General features: G+C 60.0%; 11 protein-coding genes. 7 read left to right on the top strand and 4 right to left on the bottom strand.

Going from position 1 to position 16,458, the window contains the following annotated elements; translation table 11 throughout:
* Positions 1–3: 3 nt before the first annotated feature.
* From AC13C8_RS01965 to AC13C8_RS01945, 5 genes are read left to right on the top strand one after another with little or no spacing between them, the layout of a single operon-like run.
* Complete coding sequence (locus tag AC13C8_RS01965) at positions 4–1,275, top strand: nitrous oxide reductase family maturation protein NosD (RefSeq protein ID WP_482846251.1); 1,272 nt, start codon at positions 4–6, stop codon at positions 1,273–1,275.
* Entirely contained in the window at positions 1,265–2,161 is an 897-nt protein-coding gene (locus AC13C8_RS01960; protein ID WP_482846249.1) for an ABC transporter ATP-binding protein, read from the top strand. The genes AC13C8_RS01965 and AC13C8_RS01960 overlap by 11 nt, the downstream gene beginning before the upstream one ends.
* Positions 2,158–2,979, top strand: coding sequence for an ABC transporter permease (locus AC13C8_RS01955; RefSeq protein WP_091433343.1), 822 nt, complete (start codon positions 2,158–2,160; stop codon positions 2,977–2,979). The genes AC13C8_RS01960 and AC13C8_RS01955 overlap by 4 nt, the downstream gene beginning before the upstream one ends.
* Positions 2,976–3,494 (top strand): nitrous oxide reductase accessory protein NosL, encoded by a 519-nt coding sequence (locus AC13C8_RS01950; RefSeq protein WP_482846248.1) that lies wholly within the window; start codon positions 2,976–2,978, stop codon positions 3,492–3,494. Before AC13C8_RS01955 ends, AC13C8_RS01950 begins: the two co-directional genes overlap by 4 nt.
* Complete coding sequence (locus AC13C8_RS01945; protein WP_482846247.1) at positions 3,491–4,393, top strand: FAD:protein FMN transferase; 903 nt, start codon at positions 3,491–3,493, stop codon at positions 4,391–4,393. The genes AC13C8_RS01950 and AC13C8_RS01945 overlap by 4 nt, the downstream gene beginning before the upstream one ends.
* Before the next feature lie 6 nt (positions 4,394–4,399).
* On the opposite strand, the gene AC13C8_RS01940 is transcribed toward AC13C8_RS01945, so the two are convergent.
* Together AC13C8_RS01940 and AC13C8_RS01935 are read right to left on the bottom strand one after the other, a co-directional pair.
* Positions 4,400–8,197, bottom strand: a complete 3,798-nt coding sequence (locus AC13C8_RS01940) for a translocation/assembly module TamB domain-containing protein (RefSeq protein ID WP_482846246.1) — start codon at positions 8,195–8,197, stop codon at positions 4,400–4,402.
* The gene (locus tag AC13C8_RS01935; protein WP_482846245.1) at positions 8,194–9,993 is read right to left on the bottom strand and encodes an autotransporter assembly complex protein TamA; all 1,800 of its coding nucleotides are present in this window, start codon (positions 9,991–9,993) and stop codon (positions 8,194–8,196) included. Before AC13C8_RS01935 ends, AC13C8_RS01940 begins: the two co-directional genes overlap by 4 nt.
* Before the next feature lie 228 nt (positions 9,994–10,221).
* On the opposite strand from AC13C8_RS01935, the gene AC13C8_RS01930 reads away from it, so the two are divergent.
* Together AC13C8_RS01930 and AC13C8_RS01925 are read left to right on the top strand one after the other, a co-directional pair.
* Complete coding sequence (locus tag AC13C8_RS01930) at positions 10,222–12,660, top strand: FkbM family methyltransferase (RefSeq protein WP_482846244.1); 2,439 nt, start codon at positions 10,222–10,224, stop codon at positions 12,658–12,660.
* A complete protein-coding gene (locus AC13C8_RS01925; protein ID WP_482846243.1) occupies positions 12,657–13,733 on the top strand; it encodes a glycosyltransferase family 61 protein in 1,077 nt (358 codons plus the stop codon). Before AC13C8_RS01930 ends, AC13C8_RS01925 begins: the two co-directional genes overlap by 4 nt.
* Here the strand turns inward: AC13C8_RS01925 and AC13C8_RS01920 are convergent.
* Positions 13,730–14,434: an FkbM family methyltransferase gene (locus AC13C8_RS01920; RefSeq protein WP_091433737.1), complete on the bottom strand. Its 705-nt coding sequence runs from the start codon at positions 14,432–14,434 to the stop codon at positions 13,730–13,732. The genes AC13C8_RS01925 and AC13C8_RS01920 overlap by 4 nt on opposite strands.
* Positions 14,434–16,347: a glycosyltransferase family 2 protein gene (locus tag AC13C8_RS01915; RefSeq protein ID WP_482846242.1), complete on the bottom strand. Its 1,914-nt coding sequence runs from the start codon at positions 16,345–16,347 to the stop codon at positions 14,434–14,436. Before AC13C8_RS01915 ends, AC13C8_RS01920 begins: the two co-directional genes overlap by 1 nt.
* Positions 16,348–16,458: the final 111 nt, after the last annotated feature.

The following is a 16,458-nucleotide window of genomic DNA, read 5'->3' as shown; positions in this document are numbered from 1 at the left end:
ACCATGCGAAACCTGCTTCCTCTTCTGACGGTGCTGTTCACCCTTCTGACGACATCTGTGGTGTCGGCAGCCGAATTGATCGTCCCGGCGGAAGAGGGGGCACTTGCGAACGCCATCGCCGGGGCTGCCCCCGGCGATGTGCTGATCCTGTCTCCGGGTCGCCATGCCGGCCCCGTGACGCTGGATCAACCCATCACTCTGGACGGGCGTGGCAAAGCCGTGATCGACGCGGGTGGCATGGGTTCGGTCATCACCGTAACGGGTGAAGATATAGTGGTGCGCGGGTTGGAACTTGTCGGTTCCGGCAGCAACCACGAAACCATCGACAGCGGTGTGCAACTGACCAAAACCGCACGCAGGGCTATTGTCGAGAACAACAGAATTCTGGGCAATCTTTACGGTGTGGACATTCATGGTGCGAATGACAGCATCGTGCGGGGCAACACCATCGAAGGTCGCCAGGACCGCAACATGAACTCGCGCGGCAACGGCGTTTACGTATGGAATGCCCCCGGCGCACAGGTGCTGGACAACGATATCCGCTTTGGGCGCGACGGCATTTTCGTCAACACATCCAAGCGCAACCTGTTCAAGGGCAACCTGTTGCGCGACCTGCGTTTCGCGGTGCATTACATGTATGCAGACCGCAGCGAAGTGTCCGACAATGTTTCGATCGGCAACCACCTTGGCTATGCGATCATGTTCACAAGCCAGGTAAAGGTTCTGAACAACGTGTCGCTGAACGATCGCGATCACGGTGTCATGCTGAACTATGCCAATGACAGCGAATTTATTGGCAATTATGTCAAGAACGCCTCTGACCGCTGCACATTCCTCTATAATGCCAACAAGAACGTGTTCACCGATAACTGGTTTGAAGGCTGCGATATCGGAATCCACTTCACCGCGGGCTCGGAACGCAACCGCATCGTCGGCAACAGTTTTGTCGGCAACCGCACGCAGGTGAAATATGTCTCGACCAAATGGGTCGAATGGTCCGAGGACGGGCGCGGCAACTACTGGAGCGATTTTGCCGCCTTCGACGTCGATGGCGACGGGATCGCCGACAGCCCCTATCGCCCCAATGACAGCATGGACCAAGTGCTGTGGACACAACCTGCTGCAAAACTTCTTCTCGGATCGCCGGCGGTGCAACTGGTGCGCTGGTCGCAATCCGCCTTCCCGGCGCTTCTGCCCGGTGGCGTGATAGATTCCAACCCACTAATGCGCCCCGTGAAACCGGCGGCCAGTCAAAAGGTGCCCCATGACGGATAGTGCTTTGACCATCGAACATGTGCGCAAGGACCGGGGCATGACCACGGTTCTGGACAATGTATCACTGCGTGTGGCATCCGGCGAACGGGTCGCGCTGCTGGGTCACAACGGGGCAGGCAAATCGACCCTGATCAAAACAATTCTTGGCCTTACCCCACTCACGGATGGTCAAATTCGCATCGGTGATGCGAAGCCCGGAAGTGCGGTCGCCCGCCGCACGACCGCGTATTTGCCGGAAGCGGTCAGCTTTCATCCGGCGCTGACAGGGCGCGAACAGTTGCAGCTGTTTGCCCGCCTTGATGGGCAGAAGGCCGACGTGCCCGGATTGCTGGACCGTGTTGGTCTGCGCGACGCGATGGACCGCCGGATCGGTGCCTATTCCAAAGGGATGCGACAGCGGCTGGGGCTGGCGCAGGTGCTTCTGGGCAACCCCAAAGTGGCGCTTTTGGACGAACCCACCAGCGGGCTTGATCCGATTTCGCGCCAGGACCTTTATGCGATTATCGACGAACTGGCCGCCAATGGCACCGCCGTGTTGATCGCCAGCCACGCCCTGACCGAGGTTGAAGCCCAGACCGACCGCATCGCCATTTTGCGCAAGGGCGTAAAGGTGGCCGACGACACGCTGCAAAACCTGTCCGCACAAGCCGGGTTGCCGACGCGTCTGCGTATTCGCGCCAGTGGTGACAACGCCGATCAGGTCGCCGAGGCAACCGGCGGCACCCGCATCAACGGTGTGGCGGTCGAAATCCTCTGCACGCCTGACCGCAAGATGGACGCGCTGCGCCGTGTCGCCGCTATGGGCGAGGTGATCACCGATATCGAAATGACACCGCCGCGTCTTGAAGACCTGTATCGCCATTACGCCAGAGAGGGCGCGCAATGACCCGTTTCCTTGCCATCGCATCGACTGAAATGCTGATCCTGCGCCGCAACCGCTGGCTGTTAACGGCGACCGTTATCATGCTGCTGTTCGCGCTGGCGCTGACCTTCGCGGGCAGTGCGCCGACCGGATCGGTGGGCGTTGATATGTTGACCGTATCAGTCACCTCGATGACCACCCTGTCGGTCTATCTGGCCCCGCTTCTGGCGCTGATGATCAGCTTTGACGCCATCGCGGGCGAGGCCGAGCGCGGCAGCCTGTCCTTGCTGTTATCCTATCCGGCAGGGCGCGGTGAAATCCTTCTGGGCAAGTTTGTCGCACATCTTGCCGCGCTGACTTTTGCGATGACGATCGGGTTCGGCTCAGCCGGCGCGATTGCCGCCTGGTTTGGCGGGGCAGGGGCGGACAGCCTGACGGCGCTGGCGCGTCTGATCGGCACCTCGATCCTGCTGGGCGCGGTGTTTCTGGCACTTGGCTATCTGGTTTCGGCCGTATCGCGCAGCGCGACTGCTGCGGCGGGCCTGTCGGCGGGCCTGTGGCTGGTCTTCGTCGTCCTTTACGATCTGGGGCTGTTGGGCGCGGTTGTGATGGATGGCAGCGGCGATTTCACACGAACAATATTTCCATGGCTGATGGTTGCCAACCCGGCGGATGCGTTCCGGGTCTGGAACATCTCGGCCTCGGACGGGGTGGCAATGGCCTCCGGTATGGTTGGTGCGGCGCAGGCTTTGCCCGCTTGGGCCGCACCCCTGTCGCTGGCCTTGTGGCCGGTTCTGGCTTTCGCATTGGCCCGTGCTGCATTTCGGAGGGTCGAGCCGTGAAACGCTTGATCGCGCTCAGCCTGCTGGCGCTGGTTGCCTGCAATGAAGAAGAAGCGAAAGCCCCACCGCCGCCCGCGGAATTGACCGAGCAGGCGTTAAGCTATTTCTGCCAGATGAATGTTACCGAACATGGCGGTCCGAAAGGGCAAATCCATCTGGAGGGCTTCCCCGCCCCGCTTTTCTTTGCGCAGGTGCGTGACATGGTGGCCTATCTGAAAAGCCCCGAACGCGAGGCCGAGATCACCGCGATCTATGTCAGCAACATGAGCGTTGCGCAAAGTTGGGCCGATCCCGGCACAGGCAACTGGATTGCCGCCGAAGATGCGATATACGTGGTGGGCGCAAACGTGGCCGGTGGCATGGGCGCCCCCGAGATCGTGCCGTTTGCAGACGACGACAGCGCAGCTGTGTTCATTGCGCAATATGGTGGTGAAACACACAGGCTGGACACCATTCCCGACGACGCAGCCCTTGGCGCCGTCGATCTGAACAAGACGTTGGAGACACCTTCATGAGTATCCTGAACCGTCGGCGTTTTCTGGCCATTTCGGCCACAGCATTGGCAGTTCCAACCGGCGTGGCTGCCTCTGCACCCGTCGCCCGCTGGACCGGCTATGCCTTGGGTGGGCCGGTGTCGATGCAGCTTGTCGGCGTGGCCCAGCCAGATGCCGACCTGATTTTCACCAGGGTCGAAGCCGAACTGGACCGGCTTGAGGATATATTCAGCCTGTATCGCGACAATTCCGAGCTGTCACGCCTGAACCGTTTCGGCGCGCTTGTCGATCCGTCAGCCGAGTTTCTGCATGTGCTCAGCGCCTGTGCCAGCCTGCACGCGGCAAGCAAAGGGCAGTTTGATCCGACCGTCCAGCCACTGTGGCTGGCCATCGCAAACGACGCGGATGACGATACTATCGCGGCGGCAAAAGCTCTTGTGGGCTGGTCCAACGTAACCTTTGACGCCAATCAGATCCGCTTGCCGACAGGCGGTGCGCTGACCTTGAACGGGATCGCCCAAGGGGCCGTGACCGACCGTATCGCCGCCCTTCTGCGTGGCCAGGGCCTACAGGATGTGCTGGTGGACATGGGCGAAATCGCGGCACTGGGGCAGGGGCCGAACGGACCGTGGTCCATCGGTGTTGCGAAGACGGATGGGACACTGGTGCATCGACTGACGGCCACGGACCGCGCGATTGCCACTTCGGTTCCGACAGCCATGGAAATTGGCGACACCGAGGGCCATATCCTGTCCCCGACCGGCGGTGCGCCGGTGCAAGCCCTTGTGTCGGTGTCCGCCCCAACGGCGATGATTGCCGACGGTTTGTCGACCGCCCTGTGTCTGGTCGATGATGCGACGGGCAAAAAGATCGTCGCCGCCTTCCCCGACGCAAAAATCGAGGTCATGACCAGCGTCTGACGCCGATCAATAATCCCGTTCGAAATAGATCCCGATGGTGCTTTCACCGTCCGACCCGACCGTGCCACGCGCCGTTACCGAAGGGCTGATGGTCAGGTTCAGGTTGATCTCGGTGTCGCCATCGGCACCGACATTCACATCGGTATAGATATTTTCCGAGATATATTTTCCGACACTCAACGAGGCTTCGCCATCTTCATTGGTGGTCAGATCCAGATCATCAAGTCCGAAGTTCTTGCGCAGATTGCCGACGATCCCGTCTCCGCCCTTACCTGCCAGTGTTCTGACCGCCGCCGCCAAGCGCAAGGCTTGCAAGGCGGAAATGTCCGAAATGCTGCGCCCGAACAGCAGCCGCGCCAGCACCTCGTCCTCGGGCAATGCCGGGCTTGAGGTGAAGGTGACTTCGGGTGCCGAGGCGGGGCCGATCACGTTGATGGTCACTGTAATGTCGTCGGATTGGGAAACGGCGGCAAAGCGCAGATACGGATCGAACGCACCGCGCAGGCTGACGCGACCTTCGGTCAGGGTCAGGCGTTTACCAAGAATATCCAGCCGGCCCCGGATCAGATCGAACTCGCCGACAGGCTGCACATCGGCGCTGGTCCCGGTCAGGCGCAACTCGCCGCCCAGCTCGGCATCCAACCCGCGGCCCCGCACGAAAATCTGGCTGGGCGCGCGCAAGGTGATGTCGATGGGATAGGGGCGGGCGGTGCCGGCCGAGGCAGGGTCCGCTTCGACGATCAGACCGGCAAAAGCGCGGGTTTGGCGTGCGGCTGCGGTCTCGTTGATATGGTCCAGTTCGGCGATGATCGGCACGGTGCTGGCCGATACGTCCGAGATACGGATTTCGGTTCGCCCAAGCGTCATATCGGCACGCAATGTCGCCCCGCCGATCAACGGCCCGCGCAGGGTGGCCGCGCCGTTCACATTGGTGTCGAACAGGTTTCCATCGGTCAGCGTCACCTGATTGACGTCGACCTCCAGATCGGCCTGATAGGGTCTCTCCAACCCGACATTGCCACGAGCCGTGACCTGCCCGCCATTGACGACGGAGGTCGTGATGTTCAGATCGGCCCGCCCGTTTGACAACACAGCCGTTGCGCTGGTGATATCCAGCGCCTGCCGGAACGTGGGCAGGGTCAGCCGCGCGCCACTGGTCTGCACCTGGCCCGACAAGGATGACAGTTTCAGTGGACCGCTCAGCGTCAGGTCATATGCGGCCTGACCGGTCAGCAGGCGGGGCTGGATAAATCGGTTGGCCAGTTCCAGCGGCGCGTTGCCGTTGATGGCCAGGTCGGCGCTGCTGGCGTCCGATCGCACGCTGCCATTCACAGTGCCGGTTGCGCCGCCCGGACCAGTGGCCGAGGCAGATAGCTGCCAGCTGTCTTCCACCAGCGTTGCGGTGCCGCTGGCCGAACCGGGTCCGTTGATCCCAACCGCTACAACACCGACATCGCGCAGGTTGACCTGAAATGTCAGCGTGTTGCGGCCGTCAATGTCCTGCCCCGTCGCCTGTGCGGTCACTTGGGGCGTTTTGATCGACAACGCCTCCACGAACACCACCTTGTCGATGTTGCCGTTGGCACGGGCACTGAAGGTGCTGGCCCCGCGGGTCAGGCCATCCAGCACCTCAACGCCCAGTCCAAGATCGGTGGCCGACCCGTCAACTTCGCCATCGAAATTGCCCGTGGCAAGGTCATAGCTGCCAGTGGCCGATGCCAAGATCGCCCCCGAGATGGGGCGGCCCGCCAGTTGCGCATAGGGCGCAAGCGAGGCCGCCTTGACCGTCAGGTCGCCGTTGACCAGACCCGGCCCGTCCTTGGTAACTTGCACGGTTCCGTCAACCGATGCAGCCACGCCACCCGGCGCCGTCAGATCGGCCCGCACGGACCAACTGTCCCTGGATTGGGTGGCGGACCCATTTGCGGTCGCAGGACCGGAAAGGCCGGAGTCGATAACCGCCACGTCTTCGATCCTCAGGTCGAACTGAACGGTTGAGGCATCGGTTTTCAGATCAGCCGTCACCGCGGCGATGGTTTGATCGGTGGTGATATTCAACCGCTCAAGCCGCGTGCCGGTTTCATCGCGCACGGCTTTCACGTCCAGCCTGCTTGCCCCGGCGATCAGGGGATCAAAGCGAGGCTGGCCGATGCCAAGGTCGGTGCCGTCGCCGGTGATCGTCAGATCAAAGGCACCGCCCAGCAGATTGACATTCCCCTTCACCGCCACGGTGGCCGCCCCGGTCAACGGCGCGCCCGCCATCCCGGCAAATTGCGACAGATCGCGGGCCGTCAGGGCAAAATCCTTGTTGGTTGTGACCGTAATGCCGTTTTCCAGATCATCGGCGGACAGGCTGCCGGTCAGTTGATAGTCGGTTCCAGCCAGATCGATGTTCAAGATTTGCAAAGGCGCATCTTCGCGCCAGTCAAACGACAGTTTGCCCGCCAGCGCGGGACCGATCGCACGGGCAAGGTCTTCGGATGTTGGCGTGATTCCCAGCACATCAAGCACAACGTCACCATCCATGCGCCCCACCGCCGTGCCTTCCCCGCGCACCAGCGCCCCAGTGGCGGTAATTTTTGCGGTATCAAGCGCCAGATCATCGCGGATCATGTTGTTCAGTGCGAAAACGGCCTGCCAAGCCTCGCCATTCTCTGCGTCATAGCCAATGGCAATGTCTGCCGTTTGCACCTGCGTTTTGGTGCCCCCGACCGGCAACACGACCGATGCGCCATCCTCGTGGGCCAGCCTGCCTTGCAGCTTGAACCGTTCGGGCCAGCCGCCTGCAGACAGGGCCAGATCACCCTGAAGCGTCAGGGCTTTCGTCGTCAATTCAAGCGTTTCAAGGTCCAGCGCACCGTCGGCAAATCGCCGTCCCGTCGCTGTCAGCGAAATATTATCACCGAAAAAGTCGCGATAATCGGGCAGGAATACCGGCGCGATGTCGCCAGACAGCTGCGCGGCGAACCGTTTCAGCGTCACCGGATTGCCCGGGGACGAAGCGGCAGCGTCGGTCTCATCCTGCAAGGTGACTTGGCCGGTCAGGCGCGGCGCGCCGTCGGTGGACAGATCAATCTCGGCAATGAAATCGGACAGCGGTCCGGTGCCCGCGACGGTCAAACCGATGGATGGACGACCCGGCAGATCAAGCATGTTGGCCGCGATGCCGTCTGCCCCTTCTTCGACCGCAAGGGCCAGATCCAGCACTTCGGAGGTATTGCTGTAGCTGCCATCGAACTGCAACGCGCCGCTTGGTCCGTCGATGCGGATGATGTTCAGCTTGGCTGTGCCCTCGCCACCCGACAAGCTGGCGGCGCCTTCCAAACGGACCACAGCAGCTTCACCGATGACCGGTTCTGCAATCTCGACACGGTCCGCCTTGATCAGGCCAATTTCGACCGATACCGGCAATTCAGGCAGCGAAAATCCCGACGCCTCGGGCGTGGCGGCACCACCCACCGGTAAGGGTCTGCGCGCGACGATGATTTCCTTCGCCGAAATCCGGTCGATATTGATCGCGCCCCGCAACAGGCTTGACCGGGTCCAGGACAGGACAAGGTCATTCAGCGTCAGCCAGATGCCTTCATCATCGGCGATTGTGATCTGGTCCACCGTGGCTTCCGAACTGAATGCGCCCTGAAACCCGATTATGCGGATGTCGCGACCCACATCCGACAGGTTGTCTTCCAAAAGGGCCTGAAGATAGCCGCGATCATCCTGTTCGGCCTGTTCGGTCTGAGCCACCGCAAGGCCAGCCCAGCACAACGCCGCCAAGGCAAAGAGTGTTCGGAAAAGAAGGCTCAAAACGCTTGCCCGATCCCAATGTAAATCTGCACACCGTCGCCGGTATCGCCGGATATCGGGCCAGCCACGTCCAGCCGCAACGGGCCGATCGGCGTTTTGTAACGGACGCCAATGCCGCCGCCCGTGTGCCAATTGCCCTGACCTTCGAACAGACTGCCTCCAGCCACGTGACCCGCATCGACAAAACCGACAACGCCGATCTTGTCGGTGATCTGGGCGCGCAATTCGGCTGACAGAACGGCAAAGGACTGCCCGCCTGTGATCTCGCCCGCACCCGCATCAAGTCCCAATGACTGATAGGGCTGGCCCCGCACGGTGCCACCACCGCCGGAATAGAAAAGATAGTCGGGGGGAATATCGCCGCTGTCCCCGGCCAGGACCGATCCGACCTGCACCCGTCCGGCCAGCACAAACCGATCCTCGGCCCCGAACCCGCGATAGGCGCGCCCATCGCCGTAAAGCCACGCGCCCGTGCCACCCGTATCGACCGAGATGAACGGGATCGCCTCGGCCTTCAGATAGGTGCCGCGCGTTGCGTCAAGCTGATTGTTGCGTCGATCCCATGTCAGCGACGACGGCAGCGCGAACAGGAAGAACCGGCGGTCGCCAAGCACATCGGTTGTTTCCGAATACATCAGAGCCGCGCCCAGTTCGCCTTCCAGCGTGTCCGAAAAGATGCGTTTGACCCCACCGCCCAAACTGGCACTGCGCGAGACATAGCCCGGCTCGTCTTCATAGGCGAGGCTGCCGAACACAAAGGCGTTCGTGTCCGGTCCGAATGTGGCGGGCTGGTCCAGCCGCACGTCAAGATAATAGTCAATGCCCCCATGCTGGCCGCCAATCCCCGAAACTTCGCCGTCCACGCGAAGCCGCTCGGCCCCGCCAAACATGTTTCGGTGCATCCAGAATGCGGTCAGTTGAAGCCCCTCAAGCGATGCGAGTTCGGCCCCGAAGCCAAAGCGGCGGGGCTCCTCATCAACCAGCGCCAACCCGATATCCAGCGTGTTGTCCGGCCCAAGCGTTTCGGCTTCGGTCAACGTAACGGAAGAAAACGCGCCGGTGCGCCGCAGGCGTTTGGCAACGGTTTCAAGATCGTCAGGCGAGAAGACCTGGCCCGCCGGAAAGCCCGCAATGCGCGCGATACGGTCGGCGCGCACGGCACTTTCGGTGGTTTGGCGCAGATTACCAAACCGCACCTTCGGTCCCGGCTCAAACGCCAGAGACGCGGACAGTTGCGCGCTGGCATGGTTGGCGGTGATCGTCTGACCGGCCAATGCAACCTTGGCATGACCAGCATCGCGCCAACCCAGAACAGCGGCGTCCACTGCCTGCTGAACGGTGACACTCTTCGCCACTTCACCCGTGCGAAATTCGGTCGGCATGTCAGTATTGGGTGCCAGTGGGGCAGCCTTGGCGGTGCCAAACCGGAACTGCTTGCCCGGTTCGACCGAAACCTCTATCCGGCGGATGGATTGGGGGACATCGAAGGGTGGAATTTGCGCGGCCTCGCGCCCATCCACGCGCACCCGCACCACACCGGCATAATACCCATTTGCGTAAAGTGTCTGCACCAGCTGCCCGTATTCGGCCAGTGCGGCGGCGAATATATCACGGGTATCCTTTTCGGTGTCACCTTTGGCGGCCAACACGAGCGAGGCACTTTTCAGCTCATCTTCAAGCGAGCTGTCTGAACCGGCCACGGTGAAATTTACATCGTCCTGCGCCAGTGCGGGCTGCAACAGCCCGCAAAACGTGAAAATCAGGAATAACAGTGCCTTAACAGAGGTGAACCGCAACCCCCAACTCCCATCCTGTCCAAATCGCGTTGTCGTTCTGTTCCAGCCTATCGTGAACCGTTGGAAGCCTCCACCGGTTTTGCAGCATCGGCGGGAAATTGCTGTGTCCATTCCTGGGTTGAATCCGGTCGCGTCGAGGGAATCTCGCTCCGACGATCATTGACACTCGCCCGGCAAGCAGAGACTTTGATCCGAACCGCTTCTTATCGAATACAGCAAGGGTTATCCATGAAGAGTTGGAGCGAAACCGACAGCACTGAACAAGTTTGCAAGGCTGACGATTTCTGGTTGGATGGTGAACATTGCGACGCGGTCTTTGTGCGGCGATCCGACATCCTGCTGGTGACATTTGACAATCTTGCCTCGATTGACGAGCGACCCGAACAGCGTCCCTGGCCTGCGTGGTTGGCATCACGAGCCAAGGCATTGAACTACTCGATTCTTGGAATACAGACCCACGAGAAAGACTGGTATCGCCAGCCAGATACCGAAAAGCGGTTGTCAGATTTACAAAACTCCGGCTTTTTCAAACCTTTCAAACACATCCTTTTTGTCGGGACTTCGATGGGTGGATTTGCCGCCCTGTGTTATGCCGGGTTGGTTCCGGGTGCGAGGGTGCTTGCGTTCAGCCCGCAATCGACCCTGAACCGCCAGATCGCTCCTTTCGAGCGCCGATACCCCTATCCTTACCGCAAGTTTGATTGGGAAAGCCCTGCTTATCTGGATGCCGCAAACCATGTTGACCAAATTGCTTCGGGGCACATTTTTTATGATCCCAAAGTTTCGGAAGACAAACAACATGCGCAGCGGTTGGGAACGCCCAACCTGAAAGATTTTGCGATTCCATATGCCGGACATACCTTGATACGGGTGCTGGTAAAATCCGGTGCGTTCGATCATCTGCTGGCAACTTATCCGGCGACCGGAAAGCTTGACGCCCGGTTTTTCGAACTGCTGAAAAACAAGCGGGCAAATCCCAAATGGGCCAAGCCGTTTCTGAACGACCTGCGCAAGCGACGCAGCACCCGTTGCGTTCGCCATACCTGCGAGGTGTTTGCAAAAAAGTATGGCCTGCAATACGCCCGCAGATTATTGCGGCAGGGCCAGGCGGTCGGGATCGACGCGCCGCGTCCCGTCGACTGGGCCGCGCCCGAGGCGGAAATTCGCCGGCATATTCCGGTTTTCATAAATTCTTTCAATCAATTGACATACCTCCGCGATACTGTGAATTGGTTTGCCAAGCACGGGTTCGGCAATGTAACCGTGCTGGACAATCAATCCGATTATCCGCCGCTGTTGGACTATCTTAAAAGCGATGCCTTTCGCGAAAAGGCTCGCCTGCACGCGCTTGGTGACAATCTTGGCCCGCGCAAGGCGCTGACCTTGGCCGCGCGAGATCCTGTCACTGATCAAGGGTTCATATTTACCGATCCCGACTTGCTTCTGCCCGATGCACCTGCGCCGGACATGTTGAAGGCGATGCACCGGATCGGCACGCAACACGGGTTCGCCAAGGTTGGTCTTGCGTTGTCGGTGGATCCAGACATCGTCGATTTGGATCTGGTGACTTACAACACCCGCACCGTCGGGCAGGTCGAACTGAAACACTGGCGCGATTCAGTCGAAGATCAGGTCTATCGAGCCGCCACCGACACGACGTTTTTCCTGTATGTCCCGCAAGAGGGTGGGGCGGCGCGGTTCGTGGACCTTGGGGACAAACAGCCCAGAATCCCCGCATTGCGCGTGGGACGCCCGGATTTTGTGGCCATTCACCGGCCATGGATGCGCAACGATACCGTCGACCCGGCAGAAATGGCGTATTATTTCAAGAGCGTCAGCCGCCATTCAACCTATGTGGTCGCACAGAAGAAAGACGCGGCGCGGCGGCAGGCAGAAATCCCGCAATGGAAGGTCGATCGCGCGCTGCTTCAGACCGCCATTCAAACTCTTGCCGACAGCCTGAACCAGAATGTGACCTTGATCCAGATTGGTGCCAATGACGGCAAGATGGCCGACCCGGTGTTTCCGTTCATTGCGCGTGGACACTGGCGCGGTTTGATGGTCGAACCTCACCCCACCTATTTTTCGGATTTGCAGGACCGCCATAAGGACCGACCGGAACTGAAGCTGTTCAACACTGCCGTGTCGTCAGACGTCAGGTCATTCGAACTGTTTCACCTGAACGAAGCGGCGCGTGATCGCTATCCGCGTGGTATTCGGGGCTGCGCATCGCTGGATCGGGGGCGGATGTTGGATGCGCTGGCCCGCGGAAGTCGTCGCAAAGGGATCCAGATGCGCAAGGATGACATCGCCTCGACCGTTGTGCAGACACAGCGCCTTGACGCGTTGTTGTTGCAGGCTGGGCTGGATCAGGCCGATTTGCTGGTGATTGATGTGGAAGGCCACGAATTATCGGTGCTGAGCAGCGTTGATCTTGCCAGGTTGGATCTGAAAATGGCGATTGTTGAGTGCAATGGTCAGAATGCCCATGAAGAACAGGGCATTGCCCGTCATTTGGCACGCGGAGGGCTATCGGTCTATCGGGTTGGCGACGATTTGTTGGGCCTGCACCCTGATACCATGACGACGGAACTGCGCACGGAACTTGCGCAGGCGGGGGCGTCGGCAATCGCCCCCATACTGGTCGCTGAAGGAAACACACCATGAAACATAATCGCTATGGTGGTCTTTCGGATCAATACGCAACGCTAAAGGATGCGGTTGTGTTTCCCCATATTGCGGATAATTCCTGTGGCGTTCTGGATGCAGATGGCACGTTCTGCGAATATTCGCGTGGGGTCATGGGACCGCGCCGGGCGACGACAGAACCACAAATGCCACGCTCGGATAATTTACCCCGGCTTGAAGGTTGTTTTCTTTACGGTGGGTGGCTGCGCGCCCATTTCGGGCATTTCCTGCTGGAATCCACGTCCCGGCTTTGGGCGCTGGATGAACTGGCCGACAAGATCGACGGAATCGTATTCACGCCATTCAGGCGCGGCGGCGTCGGGCGGGCCAGAAAGGAATACGGGCCGTTTCTGGATATTCTGAGCGGCGGGAAACCCATCCGCATCCTGCGCGAGCCGACGCGCGTGGATACGCTGTTCGTTCCCGATCCGGGCTTTGGACATCACGGCCGGATGAGTGGCTCACCGCGCTACCGCGCGCACACCCGCGCTCAGGTGGCCGCGATTTCACCGGAAGGACCAGAGCGTCTTTACATCTCTCGCAGTGCCTTGATGGACAAACGTGGCGGCGTGTTGGCTGAAACCCGGATTGAGACATTGCTAAGGGCCAATGGCTATACCGTGTTTCACCCCCAGCAGCACAGTATGGCGGAACAATTGGCCCGTTACAGAGCCGCGCGTTACGTGGTCGGCTTGGACGGCTCGGCGCTTCATATGGCGGCCTATGCGTTGCAACCGGGCGCGCGCGTGGCAATGATCTTGCGTCGGCGGGCGGGCTTGTTGGCGGATTTGGCCAACCAGATCGAACTGTTCGCAAACGCAAAGGTGCACAGTCTAGACGCACTGCGCGCAAGCTGGGTGGCACATGATGCAAAACGGGTCGACTTCCGGTCGATCGGAGAGCTGGATTTCAACCTGTTGCAACGCCAACTGACCGCCGCAGGCTTCACCGACGACAGCGCGCCGATCGGCAATCTCGACCCGTCCGAGATTGACGCGATTCTGACCGGGATGGACCGCGGCGATATGCGCCGCGTTCCTCTGAACGACTAGATCCAGTCAAGATTGACCCGCGTCGGTGGGTGTGCCTTCGCGACGGCAGCGCGCAACGCCCTGAAGCGGTCGCGCAGCGCCTTGAACTTGTTTTCATGGGTTTCAGCGACGGTCAGAGTGATCTTGTCAAACAACCCGTCAGCCAGCATCGCTTCCAGAATTTCAAGCTCGGCCCCTTCGATATCCATTTTCAGAAACGCGATCTGGCCATGTTTTGCGGTCAGATCGGCCAGGAAATCGGGAAGTGAAATCAGCGGCACTTCAAGAGTGTTTTCGGTCGTTTCGTCAATCTTGCGCCCACCACTGATCACTGTGCTTTTGACCGACGCACCGCGCGGGTTGTCACCAAAATTCTCGGCCCGCATCAGGTTGATCGTGCCGGTTTTCGTTCCAACAGCCGCGTTATGAAGGGTGACGTTGTCCAAATCGCGGGTCGCATCCGACAGCTTGCCAAACGCATAGGGGTCAGGTTCGAACGCGTGGATATGGGCGCCTGTCTTTGCCAGCGGGACGGTGACTTCGCCGATATTTGCGCCGCAGTCCAGAACGACATCACCGGGTTTCAGCATCGAACAGATGCCTTGCAAAAGCCCCTTGGCATGGGCGGCGCGTTGGTTTCTGGCTTGGCGCCGCATGAGCTTTTCAAGCTGTTGTGTCAGCTTTGCGATCTCCAACGCCTGCGGGCCGTCTGTATCTTGCATCACCGTGTCCTGTCTTGTTCCGGCACCGCCGAGCGGTGCAAGAACAACAACGCAGCGGCAAGAGGGTTTTCTTTCAAAACGCCATAGCCCTGCGTGGTCAGCACCAAGGTCGCGTCATCTGCATTCAACTGGTCGCCCAATGCGCGCGCGCCAAGGATTATGGCTTTGGGTGGCGTGTCAGGCACCGCCTTCAAGGAAGCTTCCAACATCAAAGGGGTCATGCGCGGGTCATTCACGACAAGAACGCTGCATTTGTGGTCCTCAAGCAGCGCCTTGAGCCCTGACGCCGCGTCCGGGGCATCATCGGGCTGGATCAGCGGTGTGGTGGTCAGCGTCAGCGCCGGCCCCTGCGAAAGCCCGTTCACGTCCCAGATGCGCGCGGCGGTTTGGGCAAGGGCAGGGACCTCTTCCTGAGCGATCACCGTGACGCCGGGTTGTTCACGGGCGATCACGGCGGGCAGAAAACCGATACCGGCGCCGACTTCAAGATAAGTGGCACCGGGGTTCAGCAATTTCGGGATACGCCGCGCAGCGTTGCGTTCAAACTTGCCCTCCATGATCAACTGAATCGTGGCGGGCGTGAACACTCGCGGGTCGGCGGGGATCTTCAGCTTGCGGTTCTCGAAGACCTCGACCGGTGTGTCGGTGTCCAGATCAATCGGCCCGCGCACATAAAGATCGCTGGCTTTGCCCCAATCCGGGTGCGCGCTGTGACGGCGTTCGGATTTGGGCTTGGTGTTGCGCTTCTTTTCGACCTCGGACATCAGGGCGGCGATGCGGGCAGGGTCGCGCGGTTTGGGGGGTTTGGCGTCGATCTTGGTGATCGGGACTTTTGACGCCTCTTTCAACCCGGCGACCAGATCAACATAGGCCTCCGTGCCCTTGAACTCTGCCAGGCGTGCTTCGGCCCGCTCCAGGGCGGCGAAATGCAACTTGTGAAGCACCGGGTCCGTCAGCAGCGTGTCAAAGATGTCGCGGCGGCGACCGGCGTGGCGCAGCGCGCTTTCGTCCACGACTTCGTTGCGATCCTGAAGCGCCCAGTAGTCCGCGTTATACTTGTCCTTTTTCAGGTTCACGTTGCCGCGAAACTTGCGGATCGCGTAGCTGTCGATGGATTTGACCGCATAGTGGTTCATCTGTGCCCAGTCATAGCCAACTGTGCGCACGATCGACCGCCAGCCACGAAATTTGAAATAATCCTCCATCGGCAAGCCAGAGCCATTCAGCCAGACCACGCTGTCCGGAAAATCGGTCTTGAGATGCTTGTTCTTGATCTTCGGGCGGTGGATGCCAAGTTTCCAGTAGTCTGGATCGAATTTGAACAGTGTCTTGACGCCCCAGCCCTTGTTCCACATCGGCGGGGCGGCGTGCACATATTGTTCGGTGACAGGGGCGCGCGACCAGTCGTGAACGCCGCCGGACCCATAGATGCGCCAGGTGATGACGATGCCGTTCGCGCCCGCGTCCTGTGCGGCAGAAATCATCCCGTCCAGCGACCCATCGCCGTGGCGGATACACAGGAACTCATCGGCATCAAATACCAGCACCCAATCGCTGGCCCCCACCAATGGATCCAACTGAGCATGTTTCAACGCCGAGGGCTGAGGCCGGATGCCGTCCGGGATCACGTTGCGTCGGTGATGGGCCAGACCCAGCTCTTCAAGCCGGATCAGCATATCATCGGTTCCGTCTGAACAGTCGTTGGTAAAAACCACCAGATCGGTAAAGCCGATCGCAAGATGATGGGCGATCCATTCCAGCACGAACGGCCCTTCGTCCTTCATCATCGACACGGCGGTCACACGTCCATGCGGACTTCTGTTCGGTTTCAGCGGAAAATCGACCGTCCCGAATATGTCCGAAACAACTGCCTGTGACTTCAATTTTGATATGCCGCTTTCTGGCTTGGTCATGTCGGTTTGTTTTTGCTCGTTGCTTTGGCTTGATTGGGGCCAAGCCGGTGGGTTTTACCTGCCAAACCTGCCACGGACAGATCACGGATGGTAGGGAAATCAAGGCCGTCG

It is taken from the genome of Aliiroseovarius sp. B-4, from assembly GCF_056857795.1.
This window is presented reverse-complemented; position numbering and strand designations above follow the sequence as displayed.

Excerpts from the sequence above, each read along its gene's own strand:
- AC13C8_RS01965 (WP_482846251.1), top strand. The coding sequence starts at position 4 with ATGCGAAACCTGCTTCCTCTTCTGACGGTGCTGTTCACCCTTCTGACG.
- AC13C8_RS01955 (WP_091433343.1), top strand. The coding sequence starts at position 2,158 with ATGACCCGTTTCCTTGCCATCGCATCGACTGAAATGCTGATCCTGCGC.
- AC13C8_RS01945 (WP_482846247.1), top strand. The coding sequence starts at position 3,491 with ATGAGTATCCTGAACCGTCGGCGTTTTCTGGCCATTTCGGCCACAGCA.
- AC13C8_RS01930 (WP_482846244.1), top strand. The coding sequence starts at position 10,222 with ATGAAGAGTTGGAGCGAAACCGACAGCACTGAACAAGTTTGCAAGGCT.
- AC13C8_RS01920 (WP_091433737.1), bottom strand. The coding sequence starts at position 14,434 with ATGCAAGATACAGACGGCCCGCAGGCGTTGGAGATCGCAAAGCTGACA.
- AC13C8_RS01925 (WP_482846243.1), top strand. The coding sequence starts at position 12,657 with ATGAAACATAATCGCTATGGTGGTCTTTCGGATCAATACGCAACGCTA.
- AC13C8_RS01960 (WP_482846249.1), top strand. The coding sequence starts at position 1,265 with ATGACGGATAGTGCTTTGACCATCGAACATGTGCGCAAGGACCGGGGC.
- AC13C8_RS01915 (WP_482846242.1), bottom strand. The coding sequence starts at position 16,347 with ATGACCAAGCCAGAAAGCGGCATATCAAAATTGAAGTCACAGGCAGTT.